The 15100-nt window shown below is 32.2% G+C and carries 18 protein-coding genes and 1 riboswitch; of the genes, 16 read left to right on the top strand and 2 right to left on the bottom strand.

Going from position 1 to position 15100, the window contains the following annotated elements; genetic code table 11:
• Window positions 1-180: 180 nt before the first annotated feature.
• From ylxM to DFR78_RS11125, 11 genes are all read left to right on the top strand, one after another.
• The gene (gene ylxM, locus DFR78_RS11075) at window positions 181-534 is read left to right on the top strand and encodes a YlxM family DNA-binding protein (RefSeq protein ID WP_233487059.1); all 354 of its coding nucleotides are present in this window, start codon (window positions 181-183) and stop codon (window positions 532-534) included.
• 12 nt (window positions 535-546) lie between these two features.
• Window positions 547-1884 (top strand): signal recognition particle protein, encoded by a 1338-nt coding sequence (gene ffh, locus DFR78_RS11080; RefSeq protein WP_114458895.1) that lies wholly within the window; start codon window positions 547-549, stop codon window positions 1882-1884.
• 275 nt (window positions 1885-2159) lie between these two features.
• On the top strand, window positions 2160-2420 hold the full coding sequence (rpsP, locus tag DFR78_RS11085; RefSeq protein WP_114458896.1) for a 30S ribosomal protein S16: 261 nt from the start codon (window positions 2160-2162) through the stop codon (window positions 2418-2420).
• A gap of 18 nt (window positions 2421-2438) precedes the next feature.
• On the top strand, window positions 2439-2666 hold the full coding sequence (locus DFR78_RS11090) for a KH domain-containing protein (RefSeq protein WP_114458897.1): 228 nt from the start codon (window positions 2439-2441) through the stop codon (window positions 2664-2666).
• 11 nt (window positions 2667-2677) lie between these two features.
• The gene (gene rimM / locus DFR78_RS11095) at window positions 2678-3199 is read left to right on the top strand and encodes a ribosome maturation factor RimM (RefSeq protein WP_255416546.1); all 522 of its coding nucleotides are present in this window, start codon (window positions 2678-2680) and stop codon (window positions 3197-3199) included.
• Between the two features lie 8 nt (window positions 3200-3207).
• Window positions 3208-3969 carry a tRNA (guanosine(37)-N1)-methyltransferase TrmD gene (trmD, locus tag DFR78_RS11100; protein ID WP_369834972.1) on the top strand — a complete coding sequence of 254 codons (762 nt, stop codon included), beginning with the start codon at window positions 3208-3210 and terminating at the stop codon, window positions 3967-3969.
• Window positions 3956-4540 (top strand): RNA methyltransferase, encoded by a 585-nt coding sequence (locus DFR78_RS11105; protein ID WP_114458899.1) that lies wholly within the window; start codon window positions 3956-3958, stop codon window positions 4538-4540. Before trmD ends, DFR78_RS11105 begins: the two co-directional genes overlap by 14 nt.
• 22 nt (window positions 4541-4562) lie before the next feature.
• Window positions 4563-4907, top strand: coding sequence for a 50S ribosomal protein L19 (gene rplS, locus DFR78_RS11110; RefSeq protein WP_114458900.1), 345 nt, complete (start codon window positions 4563-4565; stop codon window positions 4905-4907).
• A 58-nt stretch (window positions 4908-4965) separates the two neighbouring features.
• Entirely contained in the window at window positions 4966-5832 is an 867-nt protein-coding gene (gene ylqF, locus DFR78_RS11115; RefSeq protein WP_114458901.1) for a ribosome biogenesis GTPase YlqF, read from the top strand.
• Window positions 5813-6595 (top strand): ribonuclease HII, encoded by a 783-nt coding sequence (locus tag DFR78_RS11120; RefSeq protein WP_114458902.1) that lies wholly within the window; start codon window positions 5813-5815, stop codon window positions 6593-6595. Before ylqF ends, DFR78_RS11120 begins: the two co-directional genes overlap by 20 nt.
• 94 nt (window positions 6596-6689) lie before the next feature.
• A complete protein-coding gene (locus DFR78_RS11125; protein ID WP_114458903.1) occupies window positions 6690-7136 on the top strand; it encodes a QueT transporter family protein in 447 nt (148 codons plus the stop codon).
• Here DFR78_RS11125 and DFR78_RS11130 read toward each other — a convergent pair.
• The gene (locus DFR78_RS11130; RefSeq protein WP_114458904.1) at window positions 7119-8645 is read right to left on the bottom strand and encodes a YifB family Mg chelatase-like AAA ATPase; all 1527 of its coding nucleotides are present in this window, start codon (window positions 8643-8645) and stop codon (window positions 7119-7121) included. The genes DFR78_RS11125 and DFR78_RS11130 overlap by 18 nt on opposite strands.
• Window positions 8646-9020: a YraN family protein gene (locus DFR78_RS11135; protein ID WP_114458905.1), complete on the bottom strand. Its 375-nt coding sequence runs from the start codon at window positions 9018-9020 to the stop codon at window positions 8646-8648. It abuts the gene before it with no gap.
• Window positions 9021-9142: 122 nt separating this feature from the next.
• Window positions 9143-9319: riboswitch (cobalamin riboswitch) on the top strand.
• A 131-nt stretch (window positions 9320-9450) separates the two neighbouring features.
• On the opposite strand from DFR78_RS11135, the gene DFR78_RS11140 reads away from it, so the two are divergent.
• The 5 genes from DFR78_RS11140 (at window position 9451) to DFR78_RS11160 (ending at window position 15014) form a co-directional block, all read left to right on the top strand.
• A complete protein-coding gene (locus DFR78_RS11140) occupies window positions 9451-11262 on the top strand; it encodes a TonB-dependent siderophore receptor (protein ID WP_158531767.1) in 1812 nt (603 codons plus the stop codon).
• A gap of 45 nt (window positions 11263-11307) precedes the next feature.
• Window positions 11308-12408, top strand: coding sequence for an energy transducer TonB (locus tag DFR78_RS11145; RefSeq protein WP_114458907.1), 1101 nt, complete (start codon window positions 11308-11310; stop codon window positions 12406-12408).
• A gap of 15 nt (window positions 12409-12423) precedes the next feature.
• Window positions 12424-13053: a MotA/TolQ/ExbB proton channel family protein gene (locus DFR78_RS11150; protein ID WP_114458908.1), complete on the top strand. Its 630-nt coding sequence runs from the start codon at window positions 12424-12426 to the stop codon at window positions 13051-13053.
• The gene (locus tag DFR78_RS11155; RefSeq protein WP_114458909.1) at window positions 13043-13444 is read left to right on the top strand and encodes a biopolymer transporter ExbD; all 402 of its coding nucleotides are present in this window, start codon (window positions 13043-13045) and stop codon (window positions 13442-13444) included. The genes DFR78_RS11150 and DFR78_RS11155 overlap by 11 nt, the downstream gene beginning before the upstream one ends.
• Before the next feature lie 265 nt (window positions 13445-13709).
• Window positions 13710-15014, top strand: coding sequence for a cation:proton antiporter (locus DFR78_RS11160; RefSeq protein ID WP_233487061.1), 1305 nt, complete (start codon window positions 13710-13712; stop codon window positions 15012-15014).
• The last annotated feature ends 86 nt before the right edge of the window (window positions 15015-15100 follow it).

Here is a 15100-nt window from a genome sequence, read left to right on the forward strand (position 1 = left end):
TGTATACAAAAAAGCAATTAAGGGAAGAATTCCCAAAGGAACAGAAGAAGTAAATATGAAGGCTTTTGAATTAGGTATGGAGCTTGCCAAAAAGGTCAAAAAGTGATTAAATAGGCTTGACAAAAGAATAAAAGTATTGTAAACTATCACCTGTGAGTGTTAAGTAAATAAACTTTACAGGTGATTTTTTTGTTAAACAAAACATTAAAGATAAGTATGTTATTTGATTTTTATGGAAATCTCTTGACCAAAAAACAGCAGAGTATAGTTGAAAGCTATTTTTATAATGATCTTTCTCTGGCTGAAATAGCGGAAAATATTGGTATAAGCAGACAAGGAGTTTATGACCATCTGCAGAGAAGTGAAAAGAGTTTAGAAGAATATGAAGAAAAACTTGGTTTAGTAAAAAAATATAAAGATTTAAGGAATAATATTAATCAGCTGGAAGAAATTTTGAGAAATGATGAGATGTTAAATAATAATAATAGAGAAGAAGTTATGGACAAATTAGAATATATAAAATCGATCCTCTAAAGGAGGTAAATTATGATTTTTTCAAGTCTAGCAGAAAAACTGCAGGATACCCTCGCCAAATTGAGGGGTAAAGGGAAATTAAGTGAAGATGATGTAAAAGCTGCTCTAAAAGAAGTTAAAATGGCACTTTTAGAAGCTGATGTAAATTACAAAATTGTAAAAGATTTTGTCAAAAAAATTGAAGAACGTGCAGTAGGAAAAGAAGTAATGGAAAGTTTAACTCCTGCCCAGCAGGTTATCAAAATTGTGAATGAAGAACTGCAGAATCTGATGGGGGGAACTCAATCAGAATTAAATATTTCATCAAAACCGCCAACAATAATTATGATGGTGGGACTGCAGGGCTCTGGTAAAACAACCAGTGCCGGTAAACTAGCACGAATACTGTCCAATAAGGGTAAACAGCCTCTGCTTGCAGCAGCCGATGTGTATAGACCTGCAGCGATAAGACAGCTTCAGGTACTGGGTGAAAGGCTGGATATTCCGGTCTTCAGCATGGGAGATAAAAAAGATCCTGTTGATATAGCAAAAGGTAGTTTAAGTTATGCCTCTTCCCACAACTGTGATACCATAATCCTCGATACAGCAGGTAGACTTCATATTGATGAAGAAATGATGGAAGAGTTAAAATTAGTTAAAACTGCTGTTGAACCCGATGAAATTCTTTTAGTTGTTGATGCGATGACAGGTCAGGATGCTGTCAATGTAGCAGACAACTTTGATAAAAAGCTCAATATAGATGGAATTGTGCTCACAAAAACTGATGGTGATGCACGTGGTGGTGCTGCACTTTCAATTAAAGCAGTTACCGGTAAACCGATTAAATTTGTTGGTACAGGTGAAAAACTTGCTGATTTAGAACAGTTTCATCCGGACAGGATGGCATCTCGAATACTGGGAATGGGAGATGTTTTAAGCCTTATTGAAAAGGCCGAGAAAAGTATTGATAAAAAGAAAGCTGCAGAGTTGGAAGAAAAACTGAGAAAAAATGAATTTACCCTGGAAGATTTTCTTGATCAAATGGATCAAGTAAGGAATATGGGACCTATGGATCAGCTGCTTGGAATGATGCCCGGTATGAGTGGTTCAAAACAGCTTAAAAATATGCAGGTTGATGAAAAACAGCTTGATCATATAGAAGCCATAATTAATTCCATGACACCAGAAGAAAGAAGAAATCCATCAGTTATCAATGGCAGCAGAAGAAAGAGAATAGCTCAGGGAAGTGGAACGAATATTCAGGAAGTTAATAGACTTTTGAAACAGTTTAAACAGACCAAAAAAATGATGAAGCAGTTAAACAGCGGTAAATTAGGCAAAGGTGGCTTTAAAATGCCGTTCTTTGGTTAAGTATATTATTAAAATGAGGGTGAGTGCGACGGGCTCGATGCCCTAGTACTAACCTGACAATGCGTTATAAAATGAGAGTGAGTGCGACGGGCTCGATGCCCTAGTACTAACCTGACAATGCGTTATAAAATGAGAGTGAGTGCGACGGGCTCGATGCCCTAGTACTAACCTGACAATGCGTTATAAAATGAGAGTGAGTGCGACGGGCTCGATGCCCTAGTACTAACCTGACAATGCGTTATAAAATGAGAGGTTAGTGAAAGGAGGTGTTTTTTATGGCAGTTAAGATTCGTTTAAAAAGAATGGGAAGTAAAAGAAATGCTTCTTATAGATTGGTAGTTTCTGATTCAAGAAGAACTCCAAAAGGGCCATTTGTAGAAGAACTTGGATTTTATGATCCTACAACTGAACCAGCTTCTTATAAAATTGATGAAGAAAAAGCATTAAAGTGGTTAAACAATGGTGCTAAACCATCACATACAGTAAAAAGTTTGCTGAAACAATCAGGAATTATGGAAAAATTTCATAATAATTAACAAAAGGAGGAAAACTCCATGAAAGAACTGGTAGAGTTTATAGCAAAATCAATAGTAGACGAACCGGAAGCGGTTCATGTAAATCAGGTTGAAGGCGAAAAATCAATAATTTTAGAATTATCTGTAGCTGATAATGATATGGGTAAGGTTATTGGTAAAAGAGGTAGAATTGCAAACGCAATTAGAACTGTTGTTAAAGCAGCAGCAACTAAGGAAGGTAAAAAAGTAATAGTTGATATTCAATAAATTTCAGGCTGGTGATTAAACTGAACAATGAATACACTACAGTCGGACAAATAACCAGATTTCAGGGGAATAAAGGTGAAGTGAGGGTGAAACCGCTAACTGACATTCCTGAAAGGTTTTTTGAACTTGATAAAGTATATCTAAAAAATAAAAAAGATATTATTGAAATGCAGATAGAGTATATTAGATTTCATAAACAGTTTGTAATAATAAAATTTAAATCTGTAAATTCGATTTCAGATGCGGAAAAATACAAAAATTTTGAGGTACTGATTCCTGAAGCTGAAAAAATGATTTTACCTGAAGATCACTATTATGTAGACAGTTTGATTAATATGGAAGTTTATTTACAAGATGGAAGTTATTTGGGTATTTTAACTGATATTATTGATACTGCAGGAACCGATATATTTTTAATTAAAGGTAAAATTAAAGATTTTATGATTCCAGCTAGTAAAGAGATGATACTTGACATAAACTTCAAAAAAAATATAATGATTGTTGAACCGATAACAGGTTTATTGGATCTATAGGGGTTGAAATTATGTTTTTCGAGATATTGACACTTTTTCCAGGAATGTTTAAGGGACCACTTACAGAAAGTATTTTAAAAAGAGCTCAGGAAAATAGTATAATAGACATTAAAACAATAAATATTAGAGATTTTGCTGAAGATAAACATAATACGGCTGATGAACCACCTTATGGTGGTGGAGCTGGAATGGTTTTAAAACCTCAACCTATCTATAAAGCCTGGCAGTTTGCATCGAAAAAAAGAGAGCAAACAGCTAAAACAATTCTCATGAGCCCACAGGGGAAAAAATTGGATCAAAATCTGGTTAAAAAATTAAGTCAGAATGAAGGTTTAATAATTATATGTGGGCGTTATGAAGGTGTTGATGAAAGAATTAGGCAAACTATTGTTGATGAAGAAATATCTATCGGTGATTTTGTCTTAACAGGTGGAGAACTGCCTGCAATGGTTTTGATAGATGCTGTTTCTAGAATGGTTAGCGGTGTTCTTGGTGATGAGAATTCATCTTTAAAAGACTCGTTTTATAAAGGACTGCTTGAACATCCACACTATACCAGACCACGTGAATTTAGAGGGATGCAGGTTCCGGATGTGCTTTTAAGCGGCAATCATAAAATGATAGAGGACTGGCGCAGAAGGGAATCACTGAAGCGAACACTTATCAGAAGACCAGATTTGTTAAAAAAGAAGGAACTGAATCCTGAAGATTTAAAAATAATTGAAGAATTAAAGAAAGAATTAAAGGGTGAAATTAATGAAAACAATTGATGCAGATATTTTTCTTGGACTGCTGCACTATCCAATATATAACAAACTTGGCGACAAAATAACAACTACAATAACTAATTATGATCTGCATGATATTGCCAGAGCTGCAAGGACCTATGATATTAATAAATACTATGTTATCAATCATCTTAAATCACAGCAGCAGCTTGTTGAAAGAATGAAAGGCTATTGGACCAGTGGACGAGGAGCAGATTACTGCTATAATCGTCATGAAGCATTTTCTGTTTTGGAAATAGCTTCAACACTGGATGAAGTAAAAGAAAGTATAAAAAATAAAACTGAAAAAGATGCCGTTTTGATTGCAACAGATGCTAAAAAATTTGAGAACTCGGTCTCATACAGCAATATGAGAGAAATTTTTGCAGAAGATGACAGACCTTTTCTTATTATTTTTGGAACAGGCTATGGCCTTACTGAAGAAACTTTAGAACAGTGTGATTACATACTTGACCCTGTGATTGGTAGAGGGGATTTTAATCATTTATCTGTTCGAAGTGCTGTATCGATAATACTTGATCGTCTTTTAGCTTCACCCTGGTGGACAAAATAGTTATTTGGGAAGGAGGTTTACAATGAATATTATCAACGAAATCGAAAAAGAACAAATGCGTGATGATATACCGGTATTTGCACCTGGTGATACACTCCGCCTGATGGTTAAAGTTGTAGAAGGTGGTAAAGAAAGGCTTCAAAACTATACAGGTGTGGTAGTAAAAAGAAATGGTGGGGGACTTAACGAAACTTTCACTGTTCGAAAGATATCAAAAGGTATTGGAGTTGAGAGAACTTTTCCACTTCATTCCAATAAATTAGCAAAAATAGAAGTAGTTAGTCGTGGAGATGTCAGAAGATCTCGTCTGTATTACCTGCGCTCAAGAAGAGGTAAAGCTTCTAGAATTAAAGAAAAAAGAGACTAAATTTAAAGGGTGGGGAGGTTTTATCCTGCACCCTTTTTTAATGTGAGGTTAATAAATTATGATACAGTGGTATCCAGGACATATGGCAAAAGCAAAAAGAATACTAAAAAAAGATTTAAGCCTAGTTGACTTAGTAATTGAAACAATTGATGCTAGAATTCCAAAAAGCAGTAAAAATCCTGATTTGAATGAGATCATAAAGAATCAGAATAAGATAGTTGTTTTAAATAAAATGGATCTGGCTGATGATAATTTAAATAAAAACTGGATTGAGCACATCAATAAAGAGACAGATGCTGTACTGATCAATTCTATCACGGGAGAGGGAGCTTCCAGATTAAAAAGTCTTTTAAATAATAAATATGATATAATCAGCAAGAAACTTTCTCAAAAAGGGAGAAAAGCCAGACAAATCAGAGCCATGATAATTGGTGTTCCTAATGTTGGAAAATCTGCTCTGATAAATATTCTGGCTGGCAGTAAAATTGTAACTATTGGTGATAAGCCTGGAATAACAAGAGGCAGGCAGTGGATAAATATTGATAAAAAGGTTAAGCTGCTCGATACACCAGGAATTTTATGGCCAAAATTTTCTGACGAGGATACTGCATATAAACTTGCAGTTACCGGTGCGGTAGATAATGATATTTTTGATTTCGAACTTGCATCATATAAATTAATTAAGTTTATTCGTGATATTAATGCTGATTTTTTAAAGGAATTTTATAATATTGATTTTGGCCAGGAACATCCCTATGATATTTTACCTATGATTGCCAAAAAAAGAGGCTGTATTATGAGTGGTGGAAAAGTTGACAGGAATCGTGCTTCTCAGCTGCTTATTAATGATTTTCGAAGGGGAAAACTGGGAAAAATTACACTGGAAAAACCAGGAGATGATTCAGATGATTTATCAGTATCCTGATTTTGAGAAAATGACAATTAAAGAAATAAAGCAGTATCTGAAGACTAAAGAACCAGCAGAAAATTTAATTCAAAAACTTGCCAATGATTCAAGAACAGGTGTTGTTAAAATTTCACAGCAGCTTACAAAAAAACTGCAGAAAAGAAAAAAAATTATAGAAAGGTGGCATATAAATAATAAATATGAAGATAATCTAAGAAATATAGGCTATAAATTTATAGCTGGTATTGATGAAGCCGGCAGAGGCCCTCTGGCCGGTCCGGTTGTAGCTGCTGCAGTAATACTAGACTCTGCTAAACCAATCTATGGTCTTGATGATTCAAAAAAAATATCAGTTAAGGAGAGAAATAGACTTTTTGCTGAAATTAATAAAAAAGCAGCTGTAGGTATAGGAAAAGCAGATAATCAGGAGATTGATAAATTCAATATTCTTAATGCAACATTTTTGGCAATGAAGAGGGCTTTGAATAATATTAATCTAGATGTTGAATATGTTCTGGTAGATGGAAATACAGGCATTCCAGATTTAGAAATAGAGCAAAAAACTGTAGTTGATGGTGATAAAAAAATAAATGCTATTTCTGCTGCTTCAATTATTGCAAAAGTTACAAGAGATAAAATAATATTTGACTATGCAGATCAATACCCGGAATATAATTTTAAATCTAATAAAGGTTATGGTACTGCAGAACATATTGAAGCTTTAAAAAAGTATGGCTCCTCACCAATTCACCGCAAATCATTTGGTAGAGTTCCAGAATAATATTTATAATTTATATTTTGATTTAAGCTCATTTTTAAGCTTTATTTTGAAAAAGTTTATAAGCTCCAGCATAAGTTTAGGAAGGAGATAAGATATGGAAACAAAAAAAATAGCAAGAGGGGCAGCAATAGCAGCACTTTATGTTATTATAACATATTTATTGACGCCCATTAGTTTTGGCCCTGTTCAATTTCGTGCTGCAGAAGCTCTAACTCTTCTGCCGATGATATTTCCAGAAGCAGTACCTGCTCTATTTTTGGGAGTTTTGCTAGCCAATATACTGGGAGGGCTTGGAATTGTTGATATTGTAGGAGGTTCTTTAGTAACTTTAATTGCTGCCTATATAACATACAAATTTAAGAACAGTATTACTGCATATCTGAGTCCAATTATATTTAATGCTTTTCTTATAAGTTTATATCTATATAAAATTTATGGAATACCATATTGGTTAAATGTAATTCAGATTGGTTTAAGCGAAGCTGCTGTAATTGCCATACTTGGTTATCCTATGATCAAATTTTTAAAGAAGCATTTCTGATTTTTCAGCATACCAGCGGAGATTAACTGCTTCCAGAAGATCATTACTTTTAATATTTTTGTTTTTATTTAAATCTGCAGTAGTTCTTGCCACTCTTAAAAGTCTTATATAACCCCTCATACTCAGCTGTAAATTTTCTACAGCCTGTTTTAGTATATTTTCTGCATCACTGTCAAGTGGACAGAATTTTTCTATATTTTCTATACTCAACTGACTGTTATAGCTAATATTCAGATCTTTATATCGATCTTTTTGAGCTAATACAGCCTGTTCAATTTTTTTTAGATAATTGTACTGCTGCTCTGTATTTTTTTTAAAAATATCATCACTTTTTAACGGCAGAAGTTCTATCTGCAGATCAATTCTGTCTTTAAGTGCTCCTGATAATTTTTTTTGATATCTGGCAATATCTCGCTCTGAACAGCTGCATCTATTGTCATCCAGACCAGCATATCCGCAGGGGCAGGGATTCATAGCAGTAATAAGCTGAAAATCTGCTGGAAAAATAAAACTTGCCTGCTGACGAACTATTTTTATTTTTTTATTTTCCAGTGGTTCACGCAAATTGGACAATACTTTATTTTTAAATTCCGGAAGTTCATCCAGAAATAATACACCTTTATGAGCAAGAGATATTTCTCCGGGCACAGGTATTTTCCCACCACCTATTAAACCAGCAGATGTAATAGAATGATGGGGAGCAACAAATGGACGATACCTGTTATTTATATCCAGATCTCTTAGTTTATCTTTAATACTGTAAATTGAAGCAACTTCTATAAGTTCTTCTTTATTAAGAAGCGGCAGCAGTTTAACTATTGAATGTGCCAGCATTGTTTTGCCACAGCCTGGTGGTCCTACTAAAAGCAGATTGTGTCTTCCAGCTGCTGCAATCATTACAGCCTTTTTGGCAGTTTTCTGACCTCTTATACTATTTATATCAGGTATTTTATTTCTGTTTAGTCTTAATGTATTATTTTTTATTTTAGTTTTACTGCCCTTTATATTGTTGAGATTATCAATTTCTTTGAGATTTTGCAAAAAAGTAATTTCAGTATTTTGAACTAAATTACATTCTGCAGCATTTTCTAAAGGTATTACAGCTTTTTTGATACCCTTATTTTTTGCTTCCAGGAGCATCGGCAGTATTCCCTTTACCCGATTAATATCACCATTTAAAGTAAGTTCACCTGCAAATAAGTATTTACTTTTATTTTTTATATTGATCTGTTTGGAGCAGATAAGGAGACATACTGCTATAGCAAGATCAAAATGAGATCCATATTTCTGTACATCACCAGGAGCAAGATTTACCGTAATTTTTTTCATCGGCCAGTGAAAACCGGAATTTACTACCGCTGAACGTACTCTTTTTGCTGATTCCCGCACTGTTTTTCCAGCTAATCCCACTATACTGAAGCCGGGAAGTCCATTGGAAATATCTATTTCCACCCTAACTATTTCCGCTCTGATTCCACTAATAACTGCAGAATAAAGATCAGCATACATTTATATCAACTCCTCATAAATTATGTCTTTAAGATATTTAAAGAAAGTTATTTTCTTATTTTCAATATTAATTTTTATCAGTATAAGATCAAATGAAAAACTCTGATTATCATGATAATTACTGATAAAATAAAGAGCTGAATTTTTAAGCCTTTTAATTTGATTGTAATGCAGAATTTCTTCAAGAGAAGATTTATAATTTGAACTTCTCGTTTTAACTTCAATAAAACGTATAACATTATTTTCTAAAGCTATTATATCTATTTCTCCAAATTTATTTTTATAATTTCTTTCAATAATTTTAAAATTATTTTTTATTAAATATTGAACTGCAATATCTTCACCCAACCTGCCAATTTTATTATGTAAAGCCATATTAACACCCCTTTTTGTTCCTATATATTATATTTATGTAAATTATTGTAAAATCCTTCTTTTAATTTATTTTATTTTTATGCAGGAAATATAAATTTTATAACGAATAAAATAATAAAAGGAAATATGTTTTCTTTTTAGGTGCTTCTTTTAAAGAAGATAATAGGGAATCAGGTGAAATTCCTGAACGGGTCCGCCACTGTAATCAGCTGACTGTCTTAAATAACCACTCAGCAATGGGGAAGGTAAAGACAGTGAAACTGTAAGTCAGGAAACCTGCCTGAAGAGCAAAACAGCCATCTTCGAGACAAGGTTGGTTGTTGTCTATATCTCTTAGACACCGCCATTACCTGGGCGGTTTTTTTTGTTTATGGTATTTATAGGCACTGTCTTTGATGGCTGTAACCAAAAAACAGGAGGAATAAAAATTATGAAGAAATTAGTTCTAGTTGTGGTTACAGCAGTTTTATTATCACTTTTAGCTGTTATTACGGTAAATGCTGCTGAGGAAGAAGTTATTAATCTAAAAGAGGTTGTTGTTACTGCCAGTAAATATGAAGAAGATATTATGGAGACTGCTGTCAGTATTGAGGTGATTGATGAACAGGAAATTGAAGAATCTGCAGCAAATAATGTTGCAGAACTGCTGCAGAGCACAGGAAGCATACATATTAAAGATAAAGGTGGGGTTGTTGGACAAAAAGATGTCATAATCCGAGGAATGCGCGGCAGACAGATTTTGATACTTATTGATGGACAGCCATATAATAATCCAAATGACGGCAGTCTTCGGCTGGAATCAATTCCGGTTGAATTTATAAAAAAAATTGAGGTATTAAAATCCCCTTCTTCAGCTGTTTATGGAGCAAATGCTATGGGAGGTGTAATTAATATAATTACTAAAGATGCGGATGATTTTAAAAAAACAAATCTAAAATTAGAAGCCGGCTCTTTTGATACACAAAAATACAGTATATCTCACAGCTTTTCCGGTGATAACAGCAGTTTAACTTTAATTTATGACAAATTACTATCAGATGGTCATAGAGATAACAGTTCTTTAGATAGAGAAGATTTATTTTTGAAATATAATTATAATATAAGTAATTATAGTGATATTACACTTTCATTCAAAAATAATGATAGTGAAACTGATTATCCTGGCCAGGATGCTGATTATTTACCAGAAGGATTTTTAGCAGCATCAAGTGGATCCCGTGAAGATAATGACCAAAATGTAAATTTAACTTTCAATCAAAAGTTGGAAAATAAAGATAGAAAAATATCAATTTATAATAATGATAGAGAATTAACAGACCTCAGCTGGGATACAGTAACTGATATTTCTAAAAAAGGAATTTCAATTAACGAAACTTATTATTTAAAAAACCACACTTTAAGCTGTGGGCTGGATTTAACAGAAAACAAAGTAAAAAAAGATGCTAAATCTAGTGACTATGAAGAGAAAAATAACAATAAAGCTATTTTCATACAGGATAAAATGTATTATAAAGACAAGACTATATTTAATATAGGCGGCCGCTATGATGATCATGAAGTATATGGTTCAGAATTTAGTCCCAGACTGGGGATTGTTTATAAAATTTCTGATCAGCTTAGTTTTAATGCAAATGCTGCTGAATCGTTTAGAGCTCCCACATTTGTAGATCTTTATTATCCAGGTTTTTCCAATCCAGATTTAGAACCTGAAAAAGCAGAATCACTTGATATTGGATTTAAACATCAAACTCAAAAATCCAAAAAAGAGCTAACATTTTTCAATAGAAATGTAGAAAAAATGATTTTACTGGATGGTTCCTATATACCGCAAAATATTGATTCAGATGTTGAAATGAATGGATTTGAAATTCTTTATTCAAGAAAAATAAATGATAAATTTGATTTTGATGTTAATTATACTTATTTAGATACCAAAGAAGAAAATTCCAGTGAACAGATTGGGGATATGCCCTATCATACTTTAAATATGGATATGACATATCAGATGAGCAGTATTAAATTTATCCTTAATAATCGCTATACAGGTGAAAGAACAGATTACAATTCTAAAGAAGATATGCCATCACATTTTGTTTCAGATTTAAAAATAATAAAAAATATCAATGAAGATAATAAACTTTCACTTTCAATTAATAATATTTTTGATGAAGAATATGAAGTTGTTGATGGTTATCCTATGCCTGAAAGAAACTATATGCTTACTTTAAGCACCAAGTTTTAAATAAAAACTATTTAATTGAAAGTTAAACAAAAGAAGAGGTGATGAATGATGAACAAATATAATAAATTAGCAAAAATATTAAGCTTGATTCTGTCATTATCTCTTCTTGTTTTTTTAGAGCTTTCGCCTTTTGAAATCCTGGCAGGAAATAAGCCTGTCAAAGATAAAAAAGAAGTTGAAATTAATATAGAATTTCAGATTAAAAAAAGTGAGCGTTCATTAGAATCTTCATTAGATGGCAAAAAGAACAGTGAACAGAATAAAATTGAAAACAACAATCTAATTGGAGAAAAAAAATCATTAAAAAATGATATAGTAGAGAGTTTACTAACTGAAGAAAATAATATCGAAGATAAAAAAACAGCTTTAGAAAATAATAGCCAACATGTAGTTGAAAAAAAAACTGCAGATAAGAAAGATAAAGTGTTAAATAAGAAAACAGAGGAAAATAAAGAAAAAAACAAAGAAAAAAATATCGATACACAAAAACCTGAACCAGCCGATAAACCAGCCTGGCTTAATGAGTTAGAAAAAGAAAAAAATAATAATGACAAAAATGCAGAGGATAAAACTGATATCAATAAAGAAAATGAAAAATTTGATTTAGATAAATTTATTTCAGATTTAAAAAAAGAGGAAGTTTCTGAAAAAAATAATAAAAAATCCAAAACAGCTGCTGAAAATAACAGCAGTATGGACAATAAAAAAAAGTCATTAGAAAAAAGCAATAATGGAGAACAGAAAATAAAACCCAAAAATAATAGCCATATTAATAAACAAAAAAATAGTAAATATATTCAGGCTAAAGATAACAGTAATAAGAATACCAGCTCAAATAAAGTCTATGATTTAACTGGTGAAAATAACAAAAATATTGAAAAACCTGTGATTGCCGGATACAGCCGACCAAACTATCCCGAAAATCTCCGCAGAAGAAACATAGAAGGTACGGTACTTCTGCAGTTAATAATTGATAAAAATGGCAGCACAAAAAATATAGAAATCTATGAGAGTTCTGGTTATGAAAGTTTTGATAAGGCAGCATTAAAATCTGTTTCTAGCTGGGATTTTAAACCTGCTGTATTGAATGGGGAAAAAATAAGTGTTAAAATTATTTTACCATTAAAATTTGAACTCACAGATTAATTGGGAGGAATATTTATGATTTCAGAATTTATTGCAAAAGCCGGGCCAGTTTCATATCCATTACTGATCTCAGCTTTTTTAACAATATTTATATTAATAGAAAGAACTATAATTTTCTTGATCAACTACAAAAGAATTGACAAAGAAAAATATCTCAAACATATAAAAAATTATGCAGCTGGTAAATATAAAAATGACAACATTATTAACAAAAAAAGTGGCTCAGCTTCAAAAATATATAATTCTGTTTTCCAAAAATCCCCTCATAATAGAAAAGAATTTAATCTACTGATGGATAGTGCAGAACTTGACTATCTGCCTCTATTAGAAAGGGGACTGGGGCTTCTAAATTTTATTGGTCAGGCTTCACCAACTTTAGGTCTGTTAGGTACTGTAACAGGAATGATAAAAACTTTTCAGGTTTTAGGACTGGGAGGCAGTCCTGAACAGATGGCTGTTGGTATATCGGAAGCACTGCTGACCACTGCAGCAGGATTACTTATTTCTTTACCTGCAGTTGGTGGATACCATTTTTTTTATGGAAAGCTCGAAAAAATGATTACCCAGCTGGAAAATTTGCGGATAGAAACAGAAATTATGCTTTTTAATGGAAATACTGAGGGTGATAAAAAAGATGAAGTATAAACCATCTAAAAAGAGAAGTGGAAGCAATCTTGCTCCAATGATAGATATAGTTTTTCTGTTATTAATTTTTTTTCTTGTCTCTTCAACTCTGCAGGGAGAAGAAGCAGTATACAATATCAATCTGCCGGACAGTAATATTGGTGAACAGCAGGAACAGCAGATAATTAAATTATTTTTAACGGCAGATAATAAAATTATTTTTCAGAATAAAGAATTTACCGGTGAAGAATTAGAAAATTTTTTAAGAAATTCAATTCAAGTAAATAAAGAAAAAACAGTAAAAATATATGCTGATAAAAAAACTGACTTTCAATATATAGTTTCTCTGATTGAAAATTTAAAAGAAAGCGATTTTAATAAAATAAGTTTTACTGTTAGAGAAAAAAGATGAGGAGATATCCTCATCTTTTTGTCGATAAATCGGTATATAATAACAGTATATTTAGTTCTATTAGCTTTTAAAAAGGAGTTTCCCATTTTTAAATTATGTTGTAAAAAAGAGATTTCATCATGAATAAAATTTTAAAAACTGTTTTTTGCTAATTTCTAAAATTTAAAATATATTATTTATTTTAATATCAATAAAGGAATTAAAACAATTTTTAAGAATTATATAATAAGAGAGAATAAGATATGATTTGTAGTAGGAGGCAGATATGGAATATTTGATGCTGGAAAATTTACATGATTTACAGTACTGGTTAATGCTTAATCATAAAAGTCACAAATTAATATATGTTATAGGACTGCTGATGTTGTTTGCTTATATAATACGTACTATTACTGAAAATTTTAGAATTCCAAGTGTAGTTGGGTATATAGTTTTGGGAACAGTCTGCAGTATTAGTGTTGTAAAACAGCTTCCTTTTTTGTCAAAGGAATTTGTTGCCTGGTATGATTATCTATTAAATACCTTTAATTTTATAACTGTTCTTGCTGTTTCATTTATTTCTTTTTCAATAGGTACTTCACTTTCCTTTAAGGTTCTTAGGCGTCTGGAATTAGAATTTACTGCAATTGTACTTTTAGAATTAATTGGAGCCTTTGTCCTAGTTTCTGGAGCTATGCTGGCTATTGGGCAGCCGCTTTTTGTAGCTATTTTACTTGGAACAATTGCAACAGCAACTGCACCAGCAGCTACAGTAATGGTTCTGAGAGATTTCAGTCTGCAGGGAGAATTATCAGCAACACTGATGGTTGTATTAGCACTTGATGAAGCACTTGCTTTAATTATATTTACATTTATGGAACCTTTTGCACTTACAACAGCAACTCCTGGAGAAAAAATAGGTTTTATTAGTATATTTATTTTACCATTATTTAAAATATTGAGTGCTATAATTATAGGAATCATAATAGGATATATTTCACAAAGAATGATGGCAAATTGTGCTTCAGAAAGCAGAAAAGTTCTGCTGATACTGGCAACTATTTTTGGTTCATCAGCTCTGGCAGTGTTCTTACATATTTCACCACTCATAACAAATATATCAGTGGGATTTGCATACCGAAATTTTGCAGTAAAAAGACTGGAAATATCAGAAAAAATTGATATACTTACTGTACCGTTATTTGCTGCTTTCTTTATTTTAGCAGGTACAAAAATACAGATAAGCAATTTACTCAACTTGAAATTCTTAATCATTGCTGTAATCTATACAGCAGCAAGAATCACAGGAAAACTAGGAGGCTCATATCTTGGAGCTAAAGTTTCATCTGCACCGCCTGAAGTGCAGAAGTATTTAGGATTTGGTCTGCTTCCTCAAATTGGTGTTGCCATTGACCTGGCATTTATTATACAGAGAGATTTTATTCATCTTCCTGGAGAGGCTTCTCAGGTTTCAATGCTTATTTTGAATATAATTCTATTCACTTCCTTTATAACTGAAATCATTGGCCCACTTACAACCGAATATGGATTAATTAAAGCAGGGGAAATTAAGAAGGTAAAGGCTATATAGCCCCCTAATAGAATTGGAGAAAAAGTTTGAAAGTGATATACTCTAATTACAAGGGGGAAACACCAATGACAAACAGAAAATATTCC

This window comes from Halanaerobium sp. MA284_MarDTE_T2 (assembly GCF_003337245.1).
In the GTDB taxonomy this organism is placed as follows: domain Bacteria; phylum Bacillota; class Halanaerobiia; order Halanaerobiales; family Halanaerobiaceae; genus QPJE01.